This window comes from Xanthobacter dioxanivorans, assembly GCF_016807805.1.
GTDB classification, from domain to species: domain Bacteria; phylum Pseudomonadota; class Alphaproteobacteria; order Rhizobiales; family Xanthobacteraceae; genus Xanthobacter; species Xanthobacter dioxanivorans.
In genome coordinates, this window is record NZ_CP063363.1 from 57,302 (window position 1) to 72,973 (window position 15,672).

A 15,672-nucleotide genomic window follows, 5' to 3' on the forward strand; every position below is an offset into this window, starting at 1 on the left:
TCGATTGACGGGATTACCAGCCAGAGATCGCCTTCACCTCGAGAAATTCCTCGATGCCCCAAATCCCGCCTTCCCGCGCACGTCCGGAGGCCTTGACCCCTCCAAACGGCGCCCCTGCGGAGCGCGGCTTGCCATTCATTTCGACCATGCCGGCGCGCAGCCGCTGCGCAAGCCTACGTCGCCGCGCATCGTCCGTGGTCTGAACGTAGTCCGTCAGGCCATAGGGCGTGTCATTGGCGATGCGAACGGCGTCATCTTCGGTATCGAACGGAATAATAGACAGCACAGGGCCAAAGATTTCCTCCCGTTCGATGGTCATGCCGGGCTCAACATCGGCGAACACCGTCGGCTTGACGAAATAGCCGGAATTGCGACCGTCGGGCCGGCCGACCCCACCCGCGACCAGCGTTGCGCCTTCATCTATTCCTGTCTGAATGTACCGTTGAATCTGATTCCATTGCCGAGCGTTGACGACCGGCCCGATATGGCTGCCCGGCTCGCTTGCAGGACCTACATTCGTGCTAGCTGCAACCTGCCGCGCGATGTTGACCGCCGCGCTATACACCGGACGCTCGACCAGCATGCGTGTCGGCGCATTGCACGATTGGCCGGCATTGTTGAAGCAATGTTTCACGCCGCGCACCACCGCCTGTTCGTCTGCGTCAGCGAAGATCAGGTTCGCGCCCTTGCCTCCAAGTTCAAGCGTCACCCGCTTCATCGTTTCGGCGGCAGCCTTTGAGATGGCGCGACCGGCGCGCGTAGAACCCGTGAAAGAGATCATGTCGATATCCGGGTGTTCGGACAGGCGCGCGCCGACGCCCGCTCCATCACCGTTGACAAGATTGAAGACACCGGCCGGCGCGCCCGCGTCATGCATCATTTCGGCGAAGATCAGAGCCGATATCGGCGCTTCTTCGGAGGGTTTCAGCACGCAGGTGCAGCCCGCCAGCAATGCCGGGATGACTTTCAGGGTTATCTGGTTCGTCGGCCAGTTCCACGGCGTGATGAGCCCGACAACCCCGATCGCTTCCATCGCGATCATGTCGTTTGGTGCGTGGACGCCGAGCGGCCTGATCCATTTGATCTCGTCGAAGGCGGTCAGGAAATTCTTCAGGTGCCACGGCAGGCTGGGTGCCTGAGAGTTCCGCGCAAAATCGATGGGCGCGCCCATCTCTTGGCTCATCGCCTGCGCCAGATCTTCCTTGCGCTTCTCATACTGCGCGAGAATCCGGACCACGAGCGCGCGTCGGTCTGCGGCGTCAGTCGATGCCCAGTCCGCAAGTGCGGCGGAGGCAGAGGCAACGGCACGGTCACAATCGGCAGCGGAACCCAGGCTGATAGTCGCGAAAGGCCGTTCGGTGGAAGGATCAATCACATCAAGATCGTTCGGCGCAATCGGGTCAACCCACTGCCCTCCGATGTAGAACTGCTTTGATCTCAAGATCGTCACTCCCAGATTGGACAGCGCAAGGTTGAACTGCTCTTGCGATGGAAAATCGAAACAAGTCTGGTTGGCATCCAACGAATTGCGTTGTGGCCTGCTGGTTGTCAGCCGCTCTGATCAAGCCCTGGATTGCTCGAAAACGCGACGTTAGATCGCTCCATGAGCGATCTGGTCAGCGATCTTCTCCGCCATGGCCATGATCGGCAGATTGGTATTGCCGCTGATCAGCGTGGGCATGACCGAGCCATCGACGACGCGCAGACCATCGACGCCACGAACCTTCATATCAGGATCGACCACTGAATCGTCATCCGCACCCATGCGGCAGGTGCCGACGGGATGATAGACTGTCTCGGACTTTTCGCGGAGGAAGGCCTCTAGCGAGCCCCGCCCTCTGAAAGCCGCTGCATCGATCGGCCGCTTCACGTGATCAGCGAATGGTCGGCGGGTGGCAATATCGACCATCTCCGCCATGCCATCGCGAAGGCTTTCGAAGTCCGCATGTACGGACGCGAAGCGCGGATCGATCAGCGGATGATCAGCAGGATTGGCGCTGCGCAAACGCAGCGTGCCGCGGCTTTCGGGGCGGAGCTGGCAGACACGGAGCGCAAAACCATGTGCGATGCGCTCGCCCGGCGGCGGATTGCGCAGAGCCAGGATGAAATGCGCCTGCCATTCGGGGAGTTTTGATGTACGATCCGGCCCCCAGAACGCGCCGGCTTCGATGCCGGTAGCAGCGGCTGGTCCGGTGCCTCGAAGGATATATTCCGCCCCCGCCATGCCGCCCTTGAGCAAGCCGAGATATGGCGTCAGCGTATTTGGCTTCGAAGCCTCGAAGCGTATCGTGCAGTCGAGATGGTCCTGAAGGTTTTCGCCGACGCCGGCCCGGTCGATAAGCGTCTTGATACCGACGGAGGCAAGGTGATCGGCAGGGCCGATACCTGAGAGCATCAGAAGTTGCGGCGAGTTGATGGCTCCGGCGGCGACCAGCACTTCCCGGTCCGCATAAACCGTGGCTTCGCGCCCGTTCGACGCAATGACGACGCCCCGCGCGCGATTCCCCTCCATATGCAGCCGGTGGACCCTGCAATCGGCCATGACTGTGAGATTGTCGCGACCCTTCGCCCGCTCGAGATATTTGAAAGCGCCCGAGCGTGTTCCGTCGGCGATCGAGAGTTCATAGAAGCCTGCGCCGATCTGCGAGGCTCCGTTGAATCCGCGATTGAACGGCAAACCCGCCGCGCCGGCGCTATCGATCAGCGCCTGCGCTGTTTCTCGCTCGGGACCGTAGGATAGGCGGATTGGTCCTTGGTATCCGCGCTGTGGGTCTTTGTTGCCTGAAACGAGCGTGGCGTCTTCCAGTTTACGGAAGTACGGAAGCATCTCGTCGAAGCCCCACTGCGGCATGCCTTCCTTCGCCCAATTGTCGTAGTCCCACGGGTTGCCCCGGATCGCGATCATCGAATTGATCGCGGAGGATCCGCCAACGACGCGACCGCGCGGGATGTATATTTTGCGGTTGTTGAGATGCGTCTGTGGCTCCGTCCAAAAGCGCCAGTTGTACTTCTTGCTGTTGTAGAGCACTCGGATGCCGGCAGGCATGCGTACGAAAAGCGACTTCGGGGCGCCAGCCTCTACCAGCAGGACCCTGACGTCGGGATCCTCACTCAGCCGCGAAGCCAGAACGCATCCGGCGGAGCCCGCTCCGATAATGACGTAGTCGTAGTTCGACACAGCTATCTCCAAACATCACGGGTCTTCGCCAGCCTGGCCGTACGCTGTTGGACCTGGCCGAACTTAATCAATGCTGCGAATGCTCAACCCTTCACGGCACCGGCTGAAAGGCCGGCCACGAAGTATCGATAGCAGAACGCGAACACGACGAACAAAGGCAGCGCGATCAGTGACGAGCCTGCCAGTATCTCTCCCCATCTGAGGTCCTGCGCGCCGAGCATCGATGCTAGGGCGACGGGCAGCGTCTTCTTCTGGTCGCTCATGATCAGGATGAGTGCGAACACATAGTCGGCCCAAGACAGGAGGAACGAGAAAATTCCAACCGTAATGAGGCCGGGTGCGGACAGCGGCAAAACCACTCGGAAGAATGCGCCAAACTGCGAGCAGCCATCGACCATTGCGGCCTCTTCCAGATCGAACGGCATCGATTTGAAGAAGCCCCACAAAAGCCAGACACCAAGCGGCAGCGAAATGGCGAGGTGCGCAATCAGCAACCCCCATAGACTGTCAGCTAGGCCGATCGAGCGAAATACAGCCGCCATCGGGATCGCCAGCATGAGCGGCGGAAACATATACGCAAACAGCATGGAAGCGATCAGGATCGTCTTGCCGCGGAAGCGCAGCCGTGTTGCGCCATAGGCGATGAAGGCGGACAGTATCATGGAGACGATGATGGTCCCCGTCGCCATGAGCGTCGAGTTCAGGAGGCTACTTAGATAGCTCGTGAGTTGCAGGAGCGAGACATACGAACTGAAGTCGGGCGGCCACGCCAGAAGCGATGTGTCAAAGAACAGCCGGTCCGGCGCACGCAGGCTTGAGACGATCATCCAGTAGATCGGGAAGAACGAATAGACGCACACGACGACGACCGCCGCGTACAGGGCGATACGCTTGAGCGCCTTCAGATAGCGTCCCTGCGAGTGGCGGACGGCGCCGGCGACCGTCAGCTCTGCATTACCAACGTCCGGCCGACCAGCGAGCGAATGGGCTTCTTGCTTCGACATGGTTACCGCCCCTGCTTTGCGTCTTCGAGAGGAAAGAGCCTGAGATAGATGAGAATGACCGTCGCCAGCAGCAGAAACGAGATCGTCGCAACGGCCGCACCGGCGCCGAGATTGAATTCCAGAAACGCCTTCCGGTAGGCCAAAGTTGGAAGCGTATCGGTCTGGTTCAATGGACCGCCCTTGGTCAGCAGCCAGATCACGTCAAACTTGTTGAACATCCAGATGCCGCGAAGCAGCACGACCACGACCAGAACCGAACGAAGGCCGGGGACGGTGATGTGCCAGAATTGGGTCCAGGGACGCGCACCATCAACGCGCGCCGCTTCATAAAGCTGCGATGGAATGTTCTGAAGACCAGCAAGGACACAGGTCACGACGAAAGGCGTCCACAACCACACGCTGACCAGGACAATCAGCCCTTTAGCTGCATAGGCATGGGAACTCCAGTCGATCATGCCGACGCCGATAGAGTTCAGCCAGCTCTTTATCAGGCCATAGTTGGGGTCGAGCATCCACTGAGCCACCAGGCATGCGACGACCGTCGGCAGGAAATAGGGCAGAATAGCCAGCGCCCGGGCAATCGTTTGGCCGGCGAACTTCTGGTGCAGCACCATTGCGATCGCAATGCCGAGGATCACCTGGAGTGAAATTGCCGAAAGGGCAATGACAAGGCCGTTGGTGAGCGATTTCCAGAAAAGCGGCGACTTCAGGGTTATGAGATAGTTGTTCAGTCCCACCCAATGCGGCTTCGCGATGAACGAGTCTGCCGAATAGAAGGAGAGATTGATCGAATAGAGGAGCGGCCCACCTATGATGATGCCTAGGATCAGCACGCTGCCGACAAATAGGGCAATGATCCGTTTGTCTTGTTTCATACCGCCTGCCTTAGATTGAGCTGAGGCGTTGCTGCCAACGCCTCAGCGAGAATGAGATTTGGCAATCAACCCAAAGAGCGAATTCGTTCCGCTGCCGCCTTGACGCAGTCAGCAGAAGAAGCGCCATTGAGCACCCGATTCTGAAGCATCTCAGGCATGATGTTGGCGTTGAAAATCTTACACGGCCTTATGTCGATAGACGGCCCCGTCGTATCGACGGCGATTAGCTGCATGTCCTTGTCTTCAATGTAGGACTTCATCTTCATCATCGTGTTCCAATGCTTCTTGATCATCGGATGGCTGTTCCAACGCGGGTCCTCGTAGATGTCCAGCCGGGCCGGCTGGAAATTCATCCAGGCCGAGTGGAGCCATTCGATGTAAAAGTCATCGATGAACCACTTGAGGAACTTCAGCGCCTCTTCGCTCTGTGGAGACTTGAAGACGACGAACCCGTCGAACGCATAGGACAGCGCCTTCTTCCCGGAGTTTCCGGGAGACGGGAAGATGTCGTACTTGTCGGCCAGTTCGGGATTCGTCGCCTCAATCGTTTCGACGAGACGGCCTGAATAGTTGGTGTGCGCAGCCTTGCCAGTGACGAAGAGGCTCATCAACTCGGCATAGCTGACCGTCGCCATGCCGGGTGGCATCGTCTTGTAGGCTTCCGCATAGAAATCAAGGAAGCTTGCAACCTGCTGCGCGGTCTCGCCCTGGTCGAGAATGACGTTCCAGGAATCGTCGTAGAATCGTGGTACGTCTGCAAACAGGCTGCCAAAACTTGCCCAGTTGGTCGCACTGTCGCTGGCAAGAGGCAGGACGCAACCGCCAACATCCACTGATCCGCGGTTGGTCACCGCAAGCGCGCGGCAGTTCTCCAGATACTGATCTCTCGTCTCAGGGACCTTCAGACCCTTTTGTTCGTAGAGATCCTTGCGATAATAGGTTGCGACGAGATTGTAGTCATAGGGGTAGTACCAATTCTCGCCGTTGTACTGCCAGGCCGCCCTGTTGCCCCATTCATATTTGCCCACCAGATCGGTCAGCGGAACCAGGACATCCGCCTGGACATACTGAAGGATGTCGGCGATGTAGCACTGTGTCGCCAGGTCGTAGGGCGTCCCCGCATTGACCGCAGCCAGGATCTTCTGGCTCGACCCGCTGATTGGCGAAGAGTCTATGATGGTCTTGACGCCGGTTTTGCTTTCGTAGAGTTTGCACGCCTTTTTGAGAACGGCCATGCTGCCTGCGGACGTCTCGAAACTCAGGAACCGCAACGTCACGCCGGATTGAGCGAATACGGCAGGCGCCGCGATCGTCGCTCCGGCGAAGGCCGCCGATCCCTTCAGGAAACTTCTTCGGTTGACCCCGAAATTCAGAATACCTGCATTCCAGTGACTTGGCTTATTCTCACTCACGGATAACTCCTCCCTTGGTTGTATCCAATCGATTACGCCAGTCGCAAAGTCCGCCCCGTTGACCGTGTAAAGAGATGAATTCGTTCTTTTGGCAGCATGACGGGAATGGTCTGCCCGGGCACTACGTCGTCCTTGCGGCTCAGCACTGCGCGGAACTTGTGGCCGGAAATGGTTCCGAGCACGTAGGTCTGCGCACCAATCTGTTCGACCAGGTTGACGTTCATGAGCACAGGAGAACTGTCCGCAATGGAGATGTGCTCCGGCCTGATACCGAGCACGACATCCTGCTCGGATTCGGAAAATGCCTTTTCGGGTAGCTGAAGATTTAACCCGCCCGCACGGACGGAGAGTTTGCCGCTCTCGCGAACAAGCTGCCCTTCCACGAGGTTCATTTCGGGCGAACCGATAAAGGCGGCGACAAACGTATTGGCAGGCCGGTCGTAGAGCTCAAGCGGCTTGCCGGCCTGCTGGATCAACCCGTCGCGCATGATAACGATCCGGTCCCCCAGCGTCATCGCCTCGACCTGATCATGGGTGACGAAAATCATCGTCGCGTTCAGGCGCGCGTGAAGGGTCGCGATTTCCTCGCGCATCTTGACGCGCAATTTTGCATCGAGATTTGAGAGCGGCTCATCGAGCAGAAATGCATCCAGGTTGCGCACCAGGGCTCGCCCCAGCGCAACGCGCTGCATCTGACCGCCGGAAAGTTGCCGCGGCTTTCGTTCAAGCAGGTGGCCTAGATCGAGACTTGCGGCGGCAGCGCGCACACGCCGATCAATTTCGGCCTTACCCTCGCCGCGAACGCGAAGGCCGAAAGCCATATTATGGTAGACTGTCTTTTGTGGGTAGAGCGCGTAGTTCTGGAACACCATCGCAATGTTCCGGTCCTTCGGAGGCAGTTGGGTCACATCCCTGCCGCCAATCGAAATCGTTCCCGATGTCGCCTCATCTAACCCGGCGAGCATACGTAAAGTGGTGGACTTTCCGCAACCCGAAGGGCCAACGAATACGACCAGTTCACCATCGTCAATATCCAACGAGAAGTCCCGTACGGCCCATGGTCCGGCGTCACCGCCGAATGACTTCGATACGTTCTGGAGCGTTATTCGCGCCATAAAGTTACCGCCTCCCTGATTGCGCTATCGACCAGCGGGTCGTAGCGCGCGCCATCTCCTCCAGATGGCCTTATTGTAGGCCAAATTGGGTAGACCAGCTTGGAAGCCGAGTCAATTGGATTTGGCTCAACAAGTAGTTCTGGTACACACATTTGGATTGACCAATTTGGTATAACCATATAAGTGATTCTTAACCGCGCCGGGGCGGACAAGGCGCGAGTGCTATTGGAGGAACTATGGCTGGCCCCTTGGTTGGATATCGCGTTCTGGACCTTTCCCGAATCCTTGCCGGCCCATGGCTCGGGCAGATACTTTCAGATCTCGGCGCCGACGTCTGGAAAATTGAAAAGCCCCATACCGGAGACGACACCCGCCATTGGGGGCCTCCTTACCTCAAAGGCACGCAAGAAAGCGCATATTTCCTCAGCGCCAATCGCGGCAAGCAGTCGATCTGTATCGACCTCGCCACTGAAGAGGGGGCTGACCTCGTACGCTCGCTGGCGCAGCAAGCCGATATCGTGATCGAGAACTACAAGTTTGGCGACATGAAGCGCTACGGCCTCGATTACGAGACCCTGCGATTAATCAAGCCGGACATCATCTACTGCTCGATCACCGGCTATGGTCAGACCGGCCCGATGAAAAATGTGGCCGGTTACGACATGGCGATCCAGGCCATCTCCGGCTTGATGAGCATTACCGGAGAGGCCGATGGCCGGCCGGGTGGCGGCCCGCAGAAAGTGGGAGTGCCAATCTCCGACCTGTTGACAGGCATCTATAGCGCAACTGCGGTGATCTCCGCATTGCTCCACCGTGAACGAACAGGCGAAGGCCAGAACATTGATATGGCGTTGCTCGACGTCCAAGTCGCCTCGCTGGCCAACCAGAACTTGAATTTCCTCACCACGGGCAATCCGCCCAGGCGCTACGGCAACGCCCACCCCAATATTGTTCCCTACCAGGTTTTCGAGACTTCGGACGGGGCTTTTGTTCTCGCTGTGGGAAATGACCAGCAGTTCAGGAAGTTCTGCATGGCCGCCGGTCTGTCGGATTTGGCCGCGGACGAGCGCTTCAAGACCAATACAGACAGGCTCCGGCATCGCGAGGCGCTCATTCCATTGGTGTCTGACCACCTCAAGCACGCCACGTCAGAACACTGGATTTCTCTGCTTGAGCCGATCGGCGTGCCCTGCGCGCCTATTAACAAGCTTGACCAGGCTTTCGCCCATCCTCAGGTGGTTCATCGTGGGCTTCGAATCGATTTGCAGCATGCGAGCGGCAATTCAGCGCCGCTGGTCGCCAATCCTATCAAATTCTCGCGCACCAAGATCGAGTATTCCTCCGCGCCTCCCATGCTTGGCGAGCACACTGATCAAGTGCTCACGGATGCTCTGAACCTCAGCATTGAGGAGATCCACCGATTGCGTCAGCGAGGCGTCATATATTCGTGGAACGCTGAGGCGGTCGGAGCGACGCAGAATGAAGCTGTCGGCGGATAGCTGGACAACCCGGATTAAGCGATTCGATTTTGGCCGGTATTCGCTGAGAATGTGGGATTTTGGCAGCTGGCGGGGATTGGGTCGCCTTGGTTCCGGCCTTTGAAGGCCGGTCTAAGCTGTAGTGACGATTTAGGGATTCCGTTTTTGGGAGCTTCGTGATTCAAGACTGGCTTTTGGAGGTCAGTCATGGACATGGATGCGCTGAACGATGAGCAGTGGACCCGGATTGAGCCTTTTGTGCCGGGCGGTCGCAAAGGACGTCGCGGTCCGCGCACCAACAACCGGCGCTTTGTCGATGCCTTGATCTGGATGGCGCGCTCGGGCGGGCGCTGGCGCGATCTGCCCGAGCGCTATGGCAACTATCAGACCGCCAAGCGGCGCTACTACCGCTGGATCGAGATGGGCGTGCTCGAAAGACTGTTCGAGGCGCTGGCCAAGGAAGCAGACCTCGATTGGGTGGCGATCGATTCCACCTCCATCCGCGCTCAGTCGCAAGCCGCTGGAGCGCGGCGAAAAAGGGGGGAGCGGACGCCCAAGGCCTTGGCCGCTCACGCGGCGGGTTAGGAACCAAGATACATGCCGCCGTCGATGCGCTGGGCCTGCCGGTGCGCTTTGTGCTCGCACCGGGCCATCGCGGCGACGTGATCTACGGCAAGGACCTGCTGGATGGCCTCAAACCCCGCCACGTCATCGCCGACAGGGCCTACGACGCCGAGCACTTCCACGACACCATTCTCGACGCCGGAGCTACTCCCGTCATTCCGCCACGGCCCGAACGGCGGCGCCCTCATGCCTGCGACTGGCGCCTCTACAAGGAGCGCAACCTCATCGAGCGCTTCTTTGCCAAGCTCAAGCAGTTCCGACGCGTCGCCACCAGATACGACAAGCTCCTCGCAAACTTCCGAGGCTTCGTGCTCATCGCCGCAATAGCAATCTGGCTCAGATAGTTAAATCGTCACTACAGCCTAGGCTGTTTCGGGCAGATTCATGCCACACACCGCAAGAAGCCGCCGCGCCCGACATGCCTGCGCCGACCCGTCGCGCCAATGCCGGAAAGTCGGTCATCCGCTCCCGCGTCGAGCATGTCTTCGCCGCTCTTCATTCGCACCGTCGGCATCAAACGTGCGCAGATGAAGATCGGCATGGCCAACCTCGTCTACAAATTCCGCCGCATTATTACCTGTGGCGTATCAACGCCGCATGACCGTAGCATCAGCCGCCGCAGGCGTCATCACAGCCTCGGCGCAAAACCCGAAAACAGCTTCAGAACCGCGCAAACCGCGAAACTAAACTATCCCGCTCGCCAAACGCCGTTCTTCGAAACCGTCCAGTTGTTCCGAAAGTCCGAATAGCGTCCGCCGATCCATTGTCCCGTCTCCAAATTGTGACGGACGTGAGAATCATTAAATCCGCAATCTCGCGAGGTTAACGCGGTTGTCCAGTTGGCAGCTGAGTTACAACAAGCGCGAGCGGCCCTCGATCATCCTTTCGGGGACTAGTCTCGCTAAGCAGGATCTGCCAGGTCGCCAGGGCCTGTGACAGATGTTGTGTCATTCTTTTCCCGGCATCGGACGCGCGGCGTGCCTCGATCGACTCGAGTATGCCAGTATGGTCTTCATAGGCGCGCTTGCTTCTCTCATGATCTGAGAAATATATCTCACGGCGGGCCCTGGAGAGCTCGTAGAACGACTTTACAATTCGGACAAGTATCCTGTTCTTCGTGGCCGAAACGATGGCCATATGAAATTCCTCATCCTCTTTCTGTATGGATTTCTGCTTTTCGAGGAGCTTTTTCGTCTCTTTGAGAATGTTACGCATATTCTCAATGTCTTCAGCGGTTCTGTTATCACAGGCAAGCTTGACAGCCTGAACTTCAAGAATTCGCCGCACTTCGAAAACGTTGGTCGCTTCCTCCGGGGAAAACGGCAACCCGGACGCAGCATGAAGCACCAACGCTTCGATGCTGCTCTCGTCGGAATTCCGCAGAAAGATCCCGGAATTGGGTCGTCTTTCAATCACCCGCATCGTTTCAAGGGAGGCAAGGGCTTCGCGCACGGCAGCTCGGCTGGTCCCGAATCGCTCCGCAAAATCCCGCTCGGAGGGGAGCCTCTCGTTGGGTTCATAGCGACGCTGATAGATGAACGACAGAATCTTCTGAACAGTGTTCGGAGACGTGGCCAGATCTTCGGTTCGACTTTTCATTGCCGCTTTGTCCATCGTTCAGGCCTTCTGTCTCTACCCCGAGAGGCGCTCTATAAGCCCCCAAATCACGATATTGTGCAGCTTGGGTCAGAAAAGCTCAATGCTTAACGCAGCAATACCCGTTAGGAGACTGCTGAAAATGCGCTGGCTTTCGCGAGGGTTGGATCATTCAGTGCCGCTGCGGGCGAGAGGTTGTTGATTTCCGCCGAGGGCGACGTCACGGTAACGGGTTGTCAGAGACATTGCGATAGAGGCAGGTGGATGAGCACCTCGCCGATTAGCTACAAGCGCCATCGTTTCCCACCGCAGATCATCGCCCATGCTGTTTGGCTCTACTTTCGGTTTCCGCTGAACCTGTGTCTTGTCGAATGAAGTGCTGATGGAACGCGGCATTGTCGTTTCCTGCGAAACGATCCGCCGTTGGGCAAAGAAGTTCGGCCCGGACTACGCCCGTCACCTCCAACGCGAGCAGCCCAGCCGGGGCGACGTGTGGCATCTGGACGAGGTGGCTATCACCATCGCCGGCAAGAAGCACGGGCTGTGGCAGGCCGTCGATCAAGACGGCTATGTGCTCGACGAGATCGTCCAGAGCGCGCAATACCAAGGCGGCCAAGCGATTGCTGACCAAGCAAGGCATCATACCAAAGCGGATGATCACCGACAAGTTATGTTCCTAAGGGACCGCTCAGCGGCAGCTCATGCCGAATGTAGAACACCGTTCGCACAAGGGATTTAATAACCGGGCGGAGAATTCGCATGTGTCGCTGCGAAAACGGCAGCGGATGATGCAGTGCTTCCGATCGCAAGGGGCGCTGCAACACTCAAAGCGGATGTGGACCGCCGAACTTGTAAACCGGTGGTGTTGTCTTGCGTCAGCCAAGCGCGATAAAGTGAGGCGGACTAGGTTCAGCGTAAAACATCAGGGCCAACGATCATGAAGCACCGCGTCAAAGGCCGGAGGCATGACTGCACCTACCCCCGCTAGGCACAAACGTCATCAAAAAGCAAATTGGCAAACGAGCGCCATCCAGGCATGACATCGTCCCTCCACCACATCCGGCTACCGAAACCCTCAATCTCGCCCGTCAGCGTCAAGAACCAATGCTTCGCGAACCGCCGCTTCGACTAAAGCGACATGATCTTGAAACAGCCAATGTCTAATCTGGGCACTTGATCGCTCGGCGCGAGCCAGAACGCCAGACGTTGGGATTTTGCCCGCACCAACCGGGTAGCGATCACAGGAAGGCACTTTCGCCGGCCCGTCAGACGGCACCTTAGTCAGGTCCACCATATCTGGTCGAGCGACCAACATCATCGAGGTCTCAAGCAGGGCTGCATGCTCGAGTTCGGTCCGGGGAAACCCTCCTGGAAAAATCTTGTCCGACGTTTCCTGATGCACCAAGTCCCAGTACTCAAGCCGGACAACGGTCATGTCGTGCACGCCATCGCGGCGAAGTTCCCGAAGAGCCAAGTCAATGCCTTCGATCGCTGCCCACATATTCTCGAAGTGTCCGACGACCACGACGACGCGCTTGATGCCATGGCGACCCAAGCCCGCGATGATGTCACGGATCACAAGCGACAGAGTGTTGTTTCGACCGTGCGTGAAAGGTTCGGCATCCCGCGATCAACACTGTTTCGGCTGGCTGCGCGGCTCAGAAAGACACAACTCGCATCAGGTTTGCGCCCCATGAAACGTGGCACGCACGAAGGCGCGTTGACGCTCGCCCTGAGGACCGAGCGCATCATTGCAGAGCAGGTGGATAGGTTCTGGCTCAAGAAGGAGAAGACAAGCCTTGCTGCGCTGCTGCGGCGTATCCGGGCAGTCTGCCTCACCGAAGGCATGTCCCCGCCTCACCGCAGCACCGTCCAGATGTCAATCGGCGTTGAACCTTGATCCTCTATCGGCATCCAAAATTGAATGCCTATTACCCCTGAAACAGAGTCAAAATTGCGCGCCGAAACACATCAGTGCTATTCAGCAGCGACCATATGCTGTTCTTCCTCCTCGTCAGCCGGGTCGTCCTCGCCATCGCCTGAGAGGAAATCGGGAAGATCGTCGGCTTCCGCCGCAGCGGCCGATGCCGGATCAACGTCGATACCTTCGTCCACCATGCGCAGCGGCTCAGGCAGCCAGCCGGACTCGGCCAACAGGCGTTCGGCTTCCTTCGCCATGTCGCCCTTCTTGAGGTGTCCGATCAGATCGGCTGCCCGGTCTCCAGCTCCTTCGCGCACGGCTTCAAGGATACGCGACTTGGTCACGCGGCCGAGATAATTGCCAACTGTCGGCCGCCAGCCCACTGCCACCATGTCGAGGCCGGTCGAACGCGCGAGCCGGTCAGCCTGCGACAGGCGGATGTGCAGCCCGTGCTGACTGACGCCCGTGCCGCTGTAGGGATTCGGCTTCTCATAGAGCGCGTTGACACCGAAGCTGACGCAATGGGCGAGCAGATCCATGCGCGACCCATAGTCCAGATCGGTCAGCCAATCCCAGAGAGCGGCATCGTCTGCCGGGACATGATCGCCCCAGCGTTCGTGCCGGTCTGCAATGGCCTTGGCGGACGTGCTATCGCGCAGATCTTCGGCCTGTGCGGGCAAATGAACCTCCCGGACCTGTGCTTCCAAGCAACCGCGACTGGAATGCGGCATGAAGCAATCCATGACCAGCCGGTGCAGCAGTGCCGTCATGGCGACATGCGGGTTCACGGCCACCGCATCCCGCAGTGCCAGCGTGCGATGCGCGGTCAGCTCGCTGACCAGACGATCGGGCAGCGGCTTGATGGTGTCGGCCTCGTCTTCCTCCTCCGTTTCGACCGACTGGGCGCCCAGCGTGATGACTGCACGCATGTGGCTCACCTCCGATTCTGCGCGCTGGATAACCTCGCCGGTTTCCGGGTCAACGATCTCCGCCTCCGGTTCCGCAGGCGTTTCATCCTCGGCGCGAACATAGCCGCGTTCGATCAGCAATTCGCCATCGGCATCGATGCTGATGAAGACACCCGCCTTGCTGATATGGTCCGGCTCGAAGGTCATCGGGCGGCGCTCGAAGGTTTCCAGCGCCTGTTCGATCTCACCGAGGCGGGCGTCGATCTCGTCGGGGAGTTCGTCAGCCTCGCCATATTCGGCTTCGAGCCTGTCATATTCGTCGCGCAATGCCTCGCGGGCGGCGCGCTCCTCTTCGCTCAGATCGATCGTGGCGCCGACAATCTGGCGAAGGCCATGATCGTGACCATAGGGAAAGGTGATGGCGACCTCGATCCACTTCCAGCCCTCGGCGGCGATGGCTTCGGCCTCGGACTTGAGTTTTTCGCCGACCAGCCGGTCGAGCAGCACCGGATCTTGCAGCCAGCCACCATCGTCCTGCTGGAAGAGATCGCGCAGCACGCAGCCGCCAGCCTCCTCATAGGTGTCGATGCCGACGAAGACCGCCCGCTTGTCGGCGGCGCGAACCGTGGTTTCGGTCAGCAGGCGCCGGATGTGGTAGGGTTCTTTCTGCCAGCCATCCTTGATCGCTTCCCAGACCTGCTCCTGCCGGGCATGGTCAGAACTGACGCTGAAGGCCATGAGCTGCTCCAGCGTCATGCCGTCCTCGGCATAGACGTCGAGCAATGCCGGTGAGACGGAAACCAGACGCAGGCGCTGCTTCACCACCTTGGTATCCACGAAGAAGGCGGCGGCGATGGCTTCTTCAGTCATGCCCTTTTCGCGCATGGCCTGGAAGGCGCGGAACTGGTCGAGCGGATGCAGCGGTGCGCGCTCGATGTTCTCGGCGAGCGAAACCTCGTCGATCAGCACATCGTCGCTGGCCTCCGACACGACGCACGGAACCGGCGCGATTTTTGCGAGGCGCTTCTGCTTGACCAGCAGTTCCAGCGCGCGGAACCGGCGGCCGCCGGCGGGCACCTCGAACATGCCGGTTTCCTTGCCATCGGCATCCACGACCGGGCGGACATGCAGGGACTGAATCAGCCCACGCCGAGCGACGGACTCGGCCAGTTCCTCGACTGAGATCCCGGCCTTGACACGCCGGACGTTGGACTGGCTGAGCACCAGCTTGTTGAAGGGAATGTCGCGCGAGGACGACAGGGTGATCTTCTGAACGGCAGTGGCCATGTCAGTTACTCCATGACGGACGCCGGTGAGCCTCTCTCTCCGGCTATCAGCCCGTCACGAAGCGAAGCGCCGCCCTCTTCCTCTGAAGAGAGCGACGCCAGCCGCAGAACCTGAAACCCGGAAATCAGGCACTCCGGTTTTCTGTATAGGGATCAGAACAAGAGCTGTGCAGAATCGTACGCTAAGGTCGAACGAAGCGTGAACCGAGATTCTTGTGTCTCGCGATTTCCAGGCGCGCCGTCTGATCCCAGTGGAAAACCGTGGCAGTAGGATA

At 58.8% G+C, this 15,672-nt stretch carries 12 protein-coding genes and 2 pseudogenes; 5 read left to right on the forward strand and 9 right to left on the reverse strand.

Annotated features, from left to right (window positions below; all coding sequences use genetic code 11):
- Positions 1–13: 13 nt before the first annotated feature.
- From EZH22_RS29720 to EZH22_RS29745, 6 genes are all read right to left on the reverse strand, one after another.
- Entirely contained in the window at positions 14–1,444 is a 1,431-nt protein-coding gene (locus EZH22_RS29720; protein ID WP_137113779.1) for an aldehyde dehydrogenase family protein, read from the reverse strand.
- A gap of 147 nt (positions 1,445–1,591) precedes the next feature.
- Positions 1,592–3,178: a GMC family oxidoreductase gene (locus EZH22_RS29725; protein ID WP_231711627.1), complete on the reverse strand. Its 1,587-nt coding sequence runs from the start codon at positions 3,176–3,178 to the stop codon at positions 1,592–1,594.
- Positions 3,179–3,261: 83 nt separating this feature from the next.
- Positions 3,262–4,182 (reverse strand): carbohydrate ABC transporter permease, encoded by a 921-nt coding sequence (locus EZH22_RS29730; protein ID WP_137113694.1) that lies wholly within the window; start codon positions 4,180–4,182, stop codon positions 3,262–3,264.
- A 2-nt stretch (positions 4,183–4,184) separates the two neighbouring features.
- On the reverse strand, positions 4,185–5,057 hold the full coding sequence (locus EZH22_RS29735; protein WP_137113693.1) for a carbohydrate ABC transporter permease: 873 nt from the start codon (positions 5,055–5,057) through the stop codon (positions 4,185–4,187).
- A 65-nt stretch (positions 5,058–5,122) separates the two neighbouring features.
- Positions 5,123–6,469 carry an ABC transporter substrate-binding protein gene (locus EZH22_RS29740; protein WP_203196922.1) on the reverse strand — a complete coding sequence of 449 codons (1,347 nt, stop codon included), beginning with the start codon at positions 6,467–6,469 and terminating at the stop codon, positions 5,123–5,125.
- Positions 6,470–6,501: 32 nt separating this feature from the next.
- Positions 6,502–7,584: an ABC transporter ATP-binding protein gene (locus tag EZH22_RS29745; RefSeq protein WP_203196923.1), complete on the reverse strand. Its 1,083-nt coding sequence runs from the start codon at positions 7,582–7,584 to the stop codon at positions 6,502–6,504.
- A 236-nt stretch (positions 7,585–7,820) separates the two neighbouring features.
- Here EZH22_RS29745 and EZH22_RS29750 point away from each other — a divergent pair, with 236 nt between their 5' ends.
- From EZH22_RS29750 to EZH22_RS29760, 3 genes and pseudogenes are all read left to right on the forward strand, one after another.
- The gene (locus EZH22_RS29750) at positions 7,821–9,083 is read left to right on the forward strand and encodes a CaiB/BaiF CoA transferase family protein (RefSeq protein ID WP_203196924.1); all 1,263 of its coding nucleotides are present in this window, start codon (positions 7,821–7,823) and stop codon (positions 9,081–9,083) included.
- Positions 9,084–9,269: 186 nt separating this feature from the next.
- Positions 9,270–10,030, forward strand: a protein-coding gene (locus EZH22_RS29755) for an IS5 family transposase (protein ID WP_203196925.1) whose coding sequence is annotated in 2 segments (ribosomal slippage) — positions 9,270–9,597 and positions 9,597–10,030 — 762 coding nt in all. Because the reading frame shifts where the segments join, the coding sequence is not laid out codon by codon here.
- A gap of 68 nt (positions 10,031–10,098) precedes the next feature.
- A pseudogene (locus EZH22_RS29760) lies at positions 10,099–10,258 on the forward strand (IS5/IS1182 family transposase); the annotation flags it as partial.
- Positions 10,259–10,508: 250 nt separating this feature from the next.
- Here the strand turns inward: EZH22_RS29760 and EZH22_RS29765 are convergent.
- Positions 10,509–11,300, reverse strand: a complete 792-nt coding sequence (locus EZH22_RS29765) for a FadR/GntR family transcriptional regulator (RefSeq protein ID WP_408647764.1) — start codon at positions 11,298–11,300, stop codon at positions 10,509–10,511.
- Positions 11,301–11,546: 246 nt separating this feature from the next.
- Here EZH22_RS29765 and EZH22_RS29770 point away from each other — a divergent pair.
- Positions 11,547–12,223: pseudogene (locus tag EZH22_RS29770) on the forward strand (IS6 family transposase).
- 134 nt (positions 12,224–12,357) lie between these two features.
- On the opposite strand, the gene EZH22_RS33090 reads toward EZH22_RS29770, so the two are convergent.
- Positions 12,358–12,861 carry a creatininase family protein gene (locus EZH22_RS33090; RefSeq protein ID WP_203196927.1) on the reverse strand — a complete coding sequence of 168 codons (504 nt, stop codon included), beginning with the start codon at positions 12,859–12,861 and terminating at the stop codon, positions 12,358–12,360.
- 114 nt (positions 12,862–12,975) lie between these two features.
- Between EZH22_RS33090 and EZH22_RS33095 the strand changes: the two genes are divergently transcribed.
- Positions 12,976–13,182 (forward strand): hypothetical protein, encoded by a 207-nt coding sequence (locus EZH22_RS33095; RefSeq protein WP_170971377.1) that lies wholly within the window; start codon positions 12,976–12,978, stop codon positions 13,180–13,182.
- Positions 13,183–13,259: 77 nt separating this feature from the next.
- Here EZH22_RS33095 and EZH22_RS29785 read toward each other — a convergent pair whose 3' ends face one another.
- Positions 13,260–15,398: a ParB/RepB/Spo0J family partition protein gene (locus EZH22_RS29785; protein WP_203196928.1), complete on the reverse strand. Its 2,139-nt coding sequence runs from the start codon at positions 15,396–15,398 to the stop codon at positions 13,260–13,262.
- Positions 15,399–15,672 lie beyond the last annotated feature (274 nt).

Coding starts and splice junctions, on each gene's coding strand:
- EZH22_RS33095 (WP_170971377.1), top strand. CDS start 12,976: ATGAAACGTGGCACGCACGAAGGCGCGTTGACGCTCGCCCTGAGGACC.
- EZH22_RS29730 (WP_137113694.1), bottom strand. CDS start 4,182: ATGTCGAAGCAAGAAGCCCATTCGCTCGCTGGTCGGCCGGACGTTGGT.
- EZH22_RS29765 (WP_408647764.1), bottom strand. CDS start 11,300: ATGGACAAAGCGGCAATGAAAAGTCGAACCGAAGATCTGGCCACGTCT.
- EZH22_RS29745 (WP_203196923.1), bottom strand. CDS start 7,584: ATGGCGCGAATAACGCTCCAGAACGTATCGAAGTCATTCGGCGGTGAC.
- EZH22_RS29735 (WP_137113693.1), bottom strand. CDS start 5,057: ATGAAACAAGACAAACGGATCATTGCCCTATTTGTCGGCAGCGTGCTG.
- EZH22_RS29750 (WP_203196924.1), top strand. CDS start 7,821: ATGGCTGGCCCCTTGGTTGGATATCGCGTTCTGGACCTTTCCCGAATC.
- EZH22_RS29785 (WP_203196928.1), bottom strand. CDS start 15,398: ATGGCCACTGCCGTTCAGAAGATCACCCTGTCGTCCTCGCGCGACATT.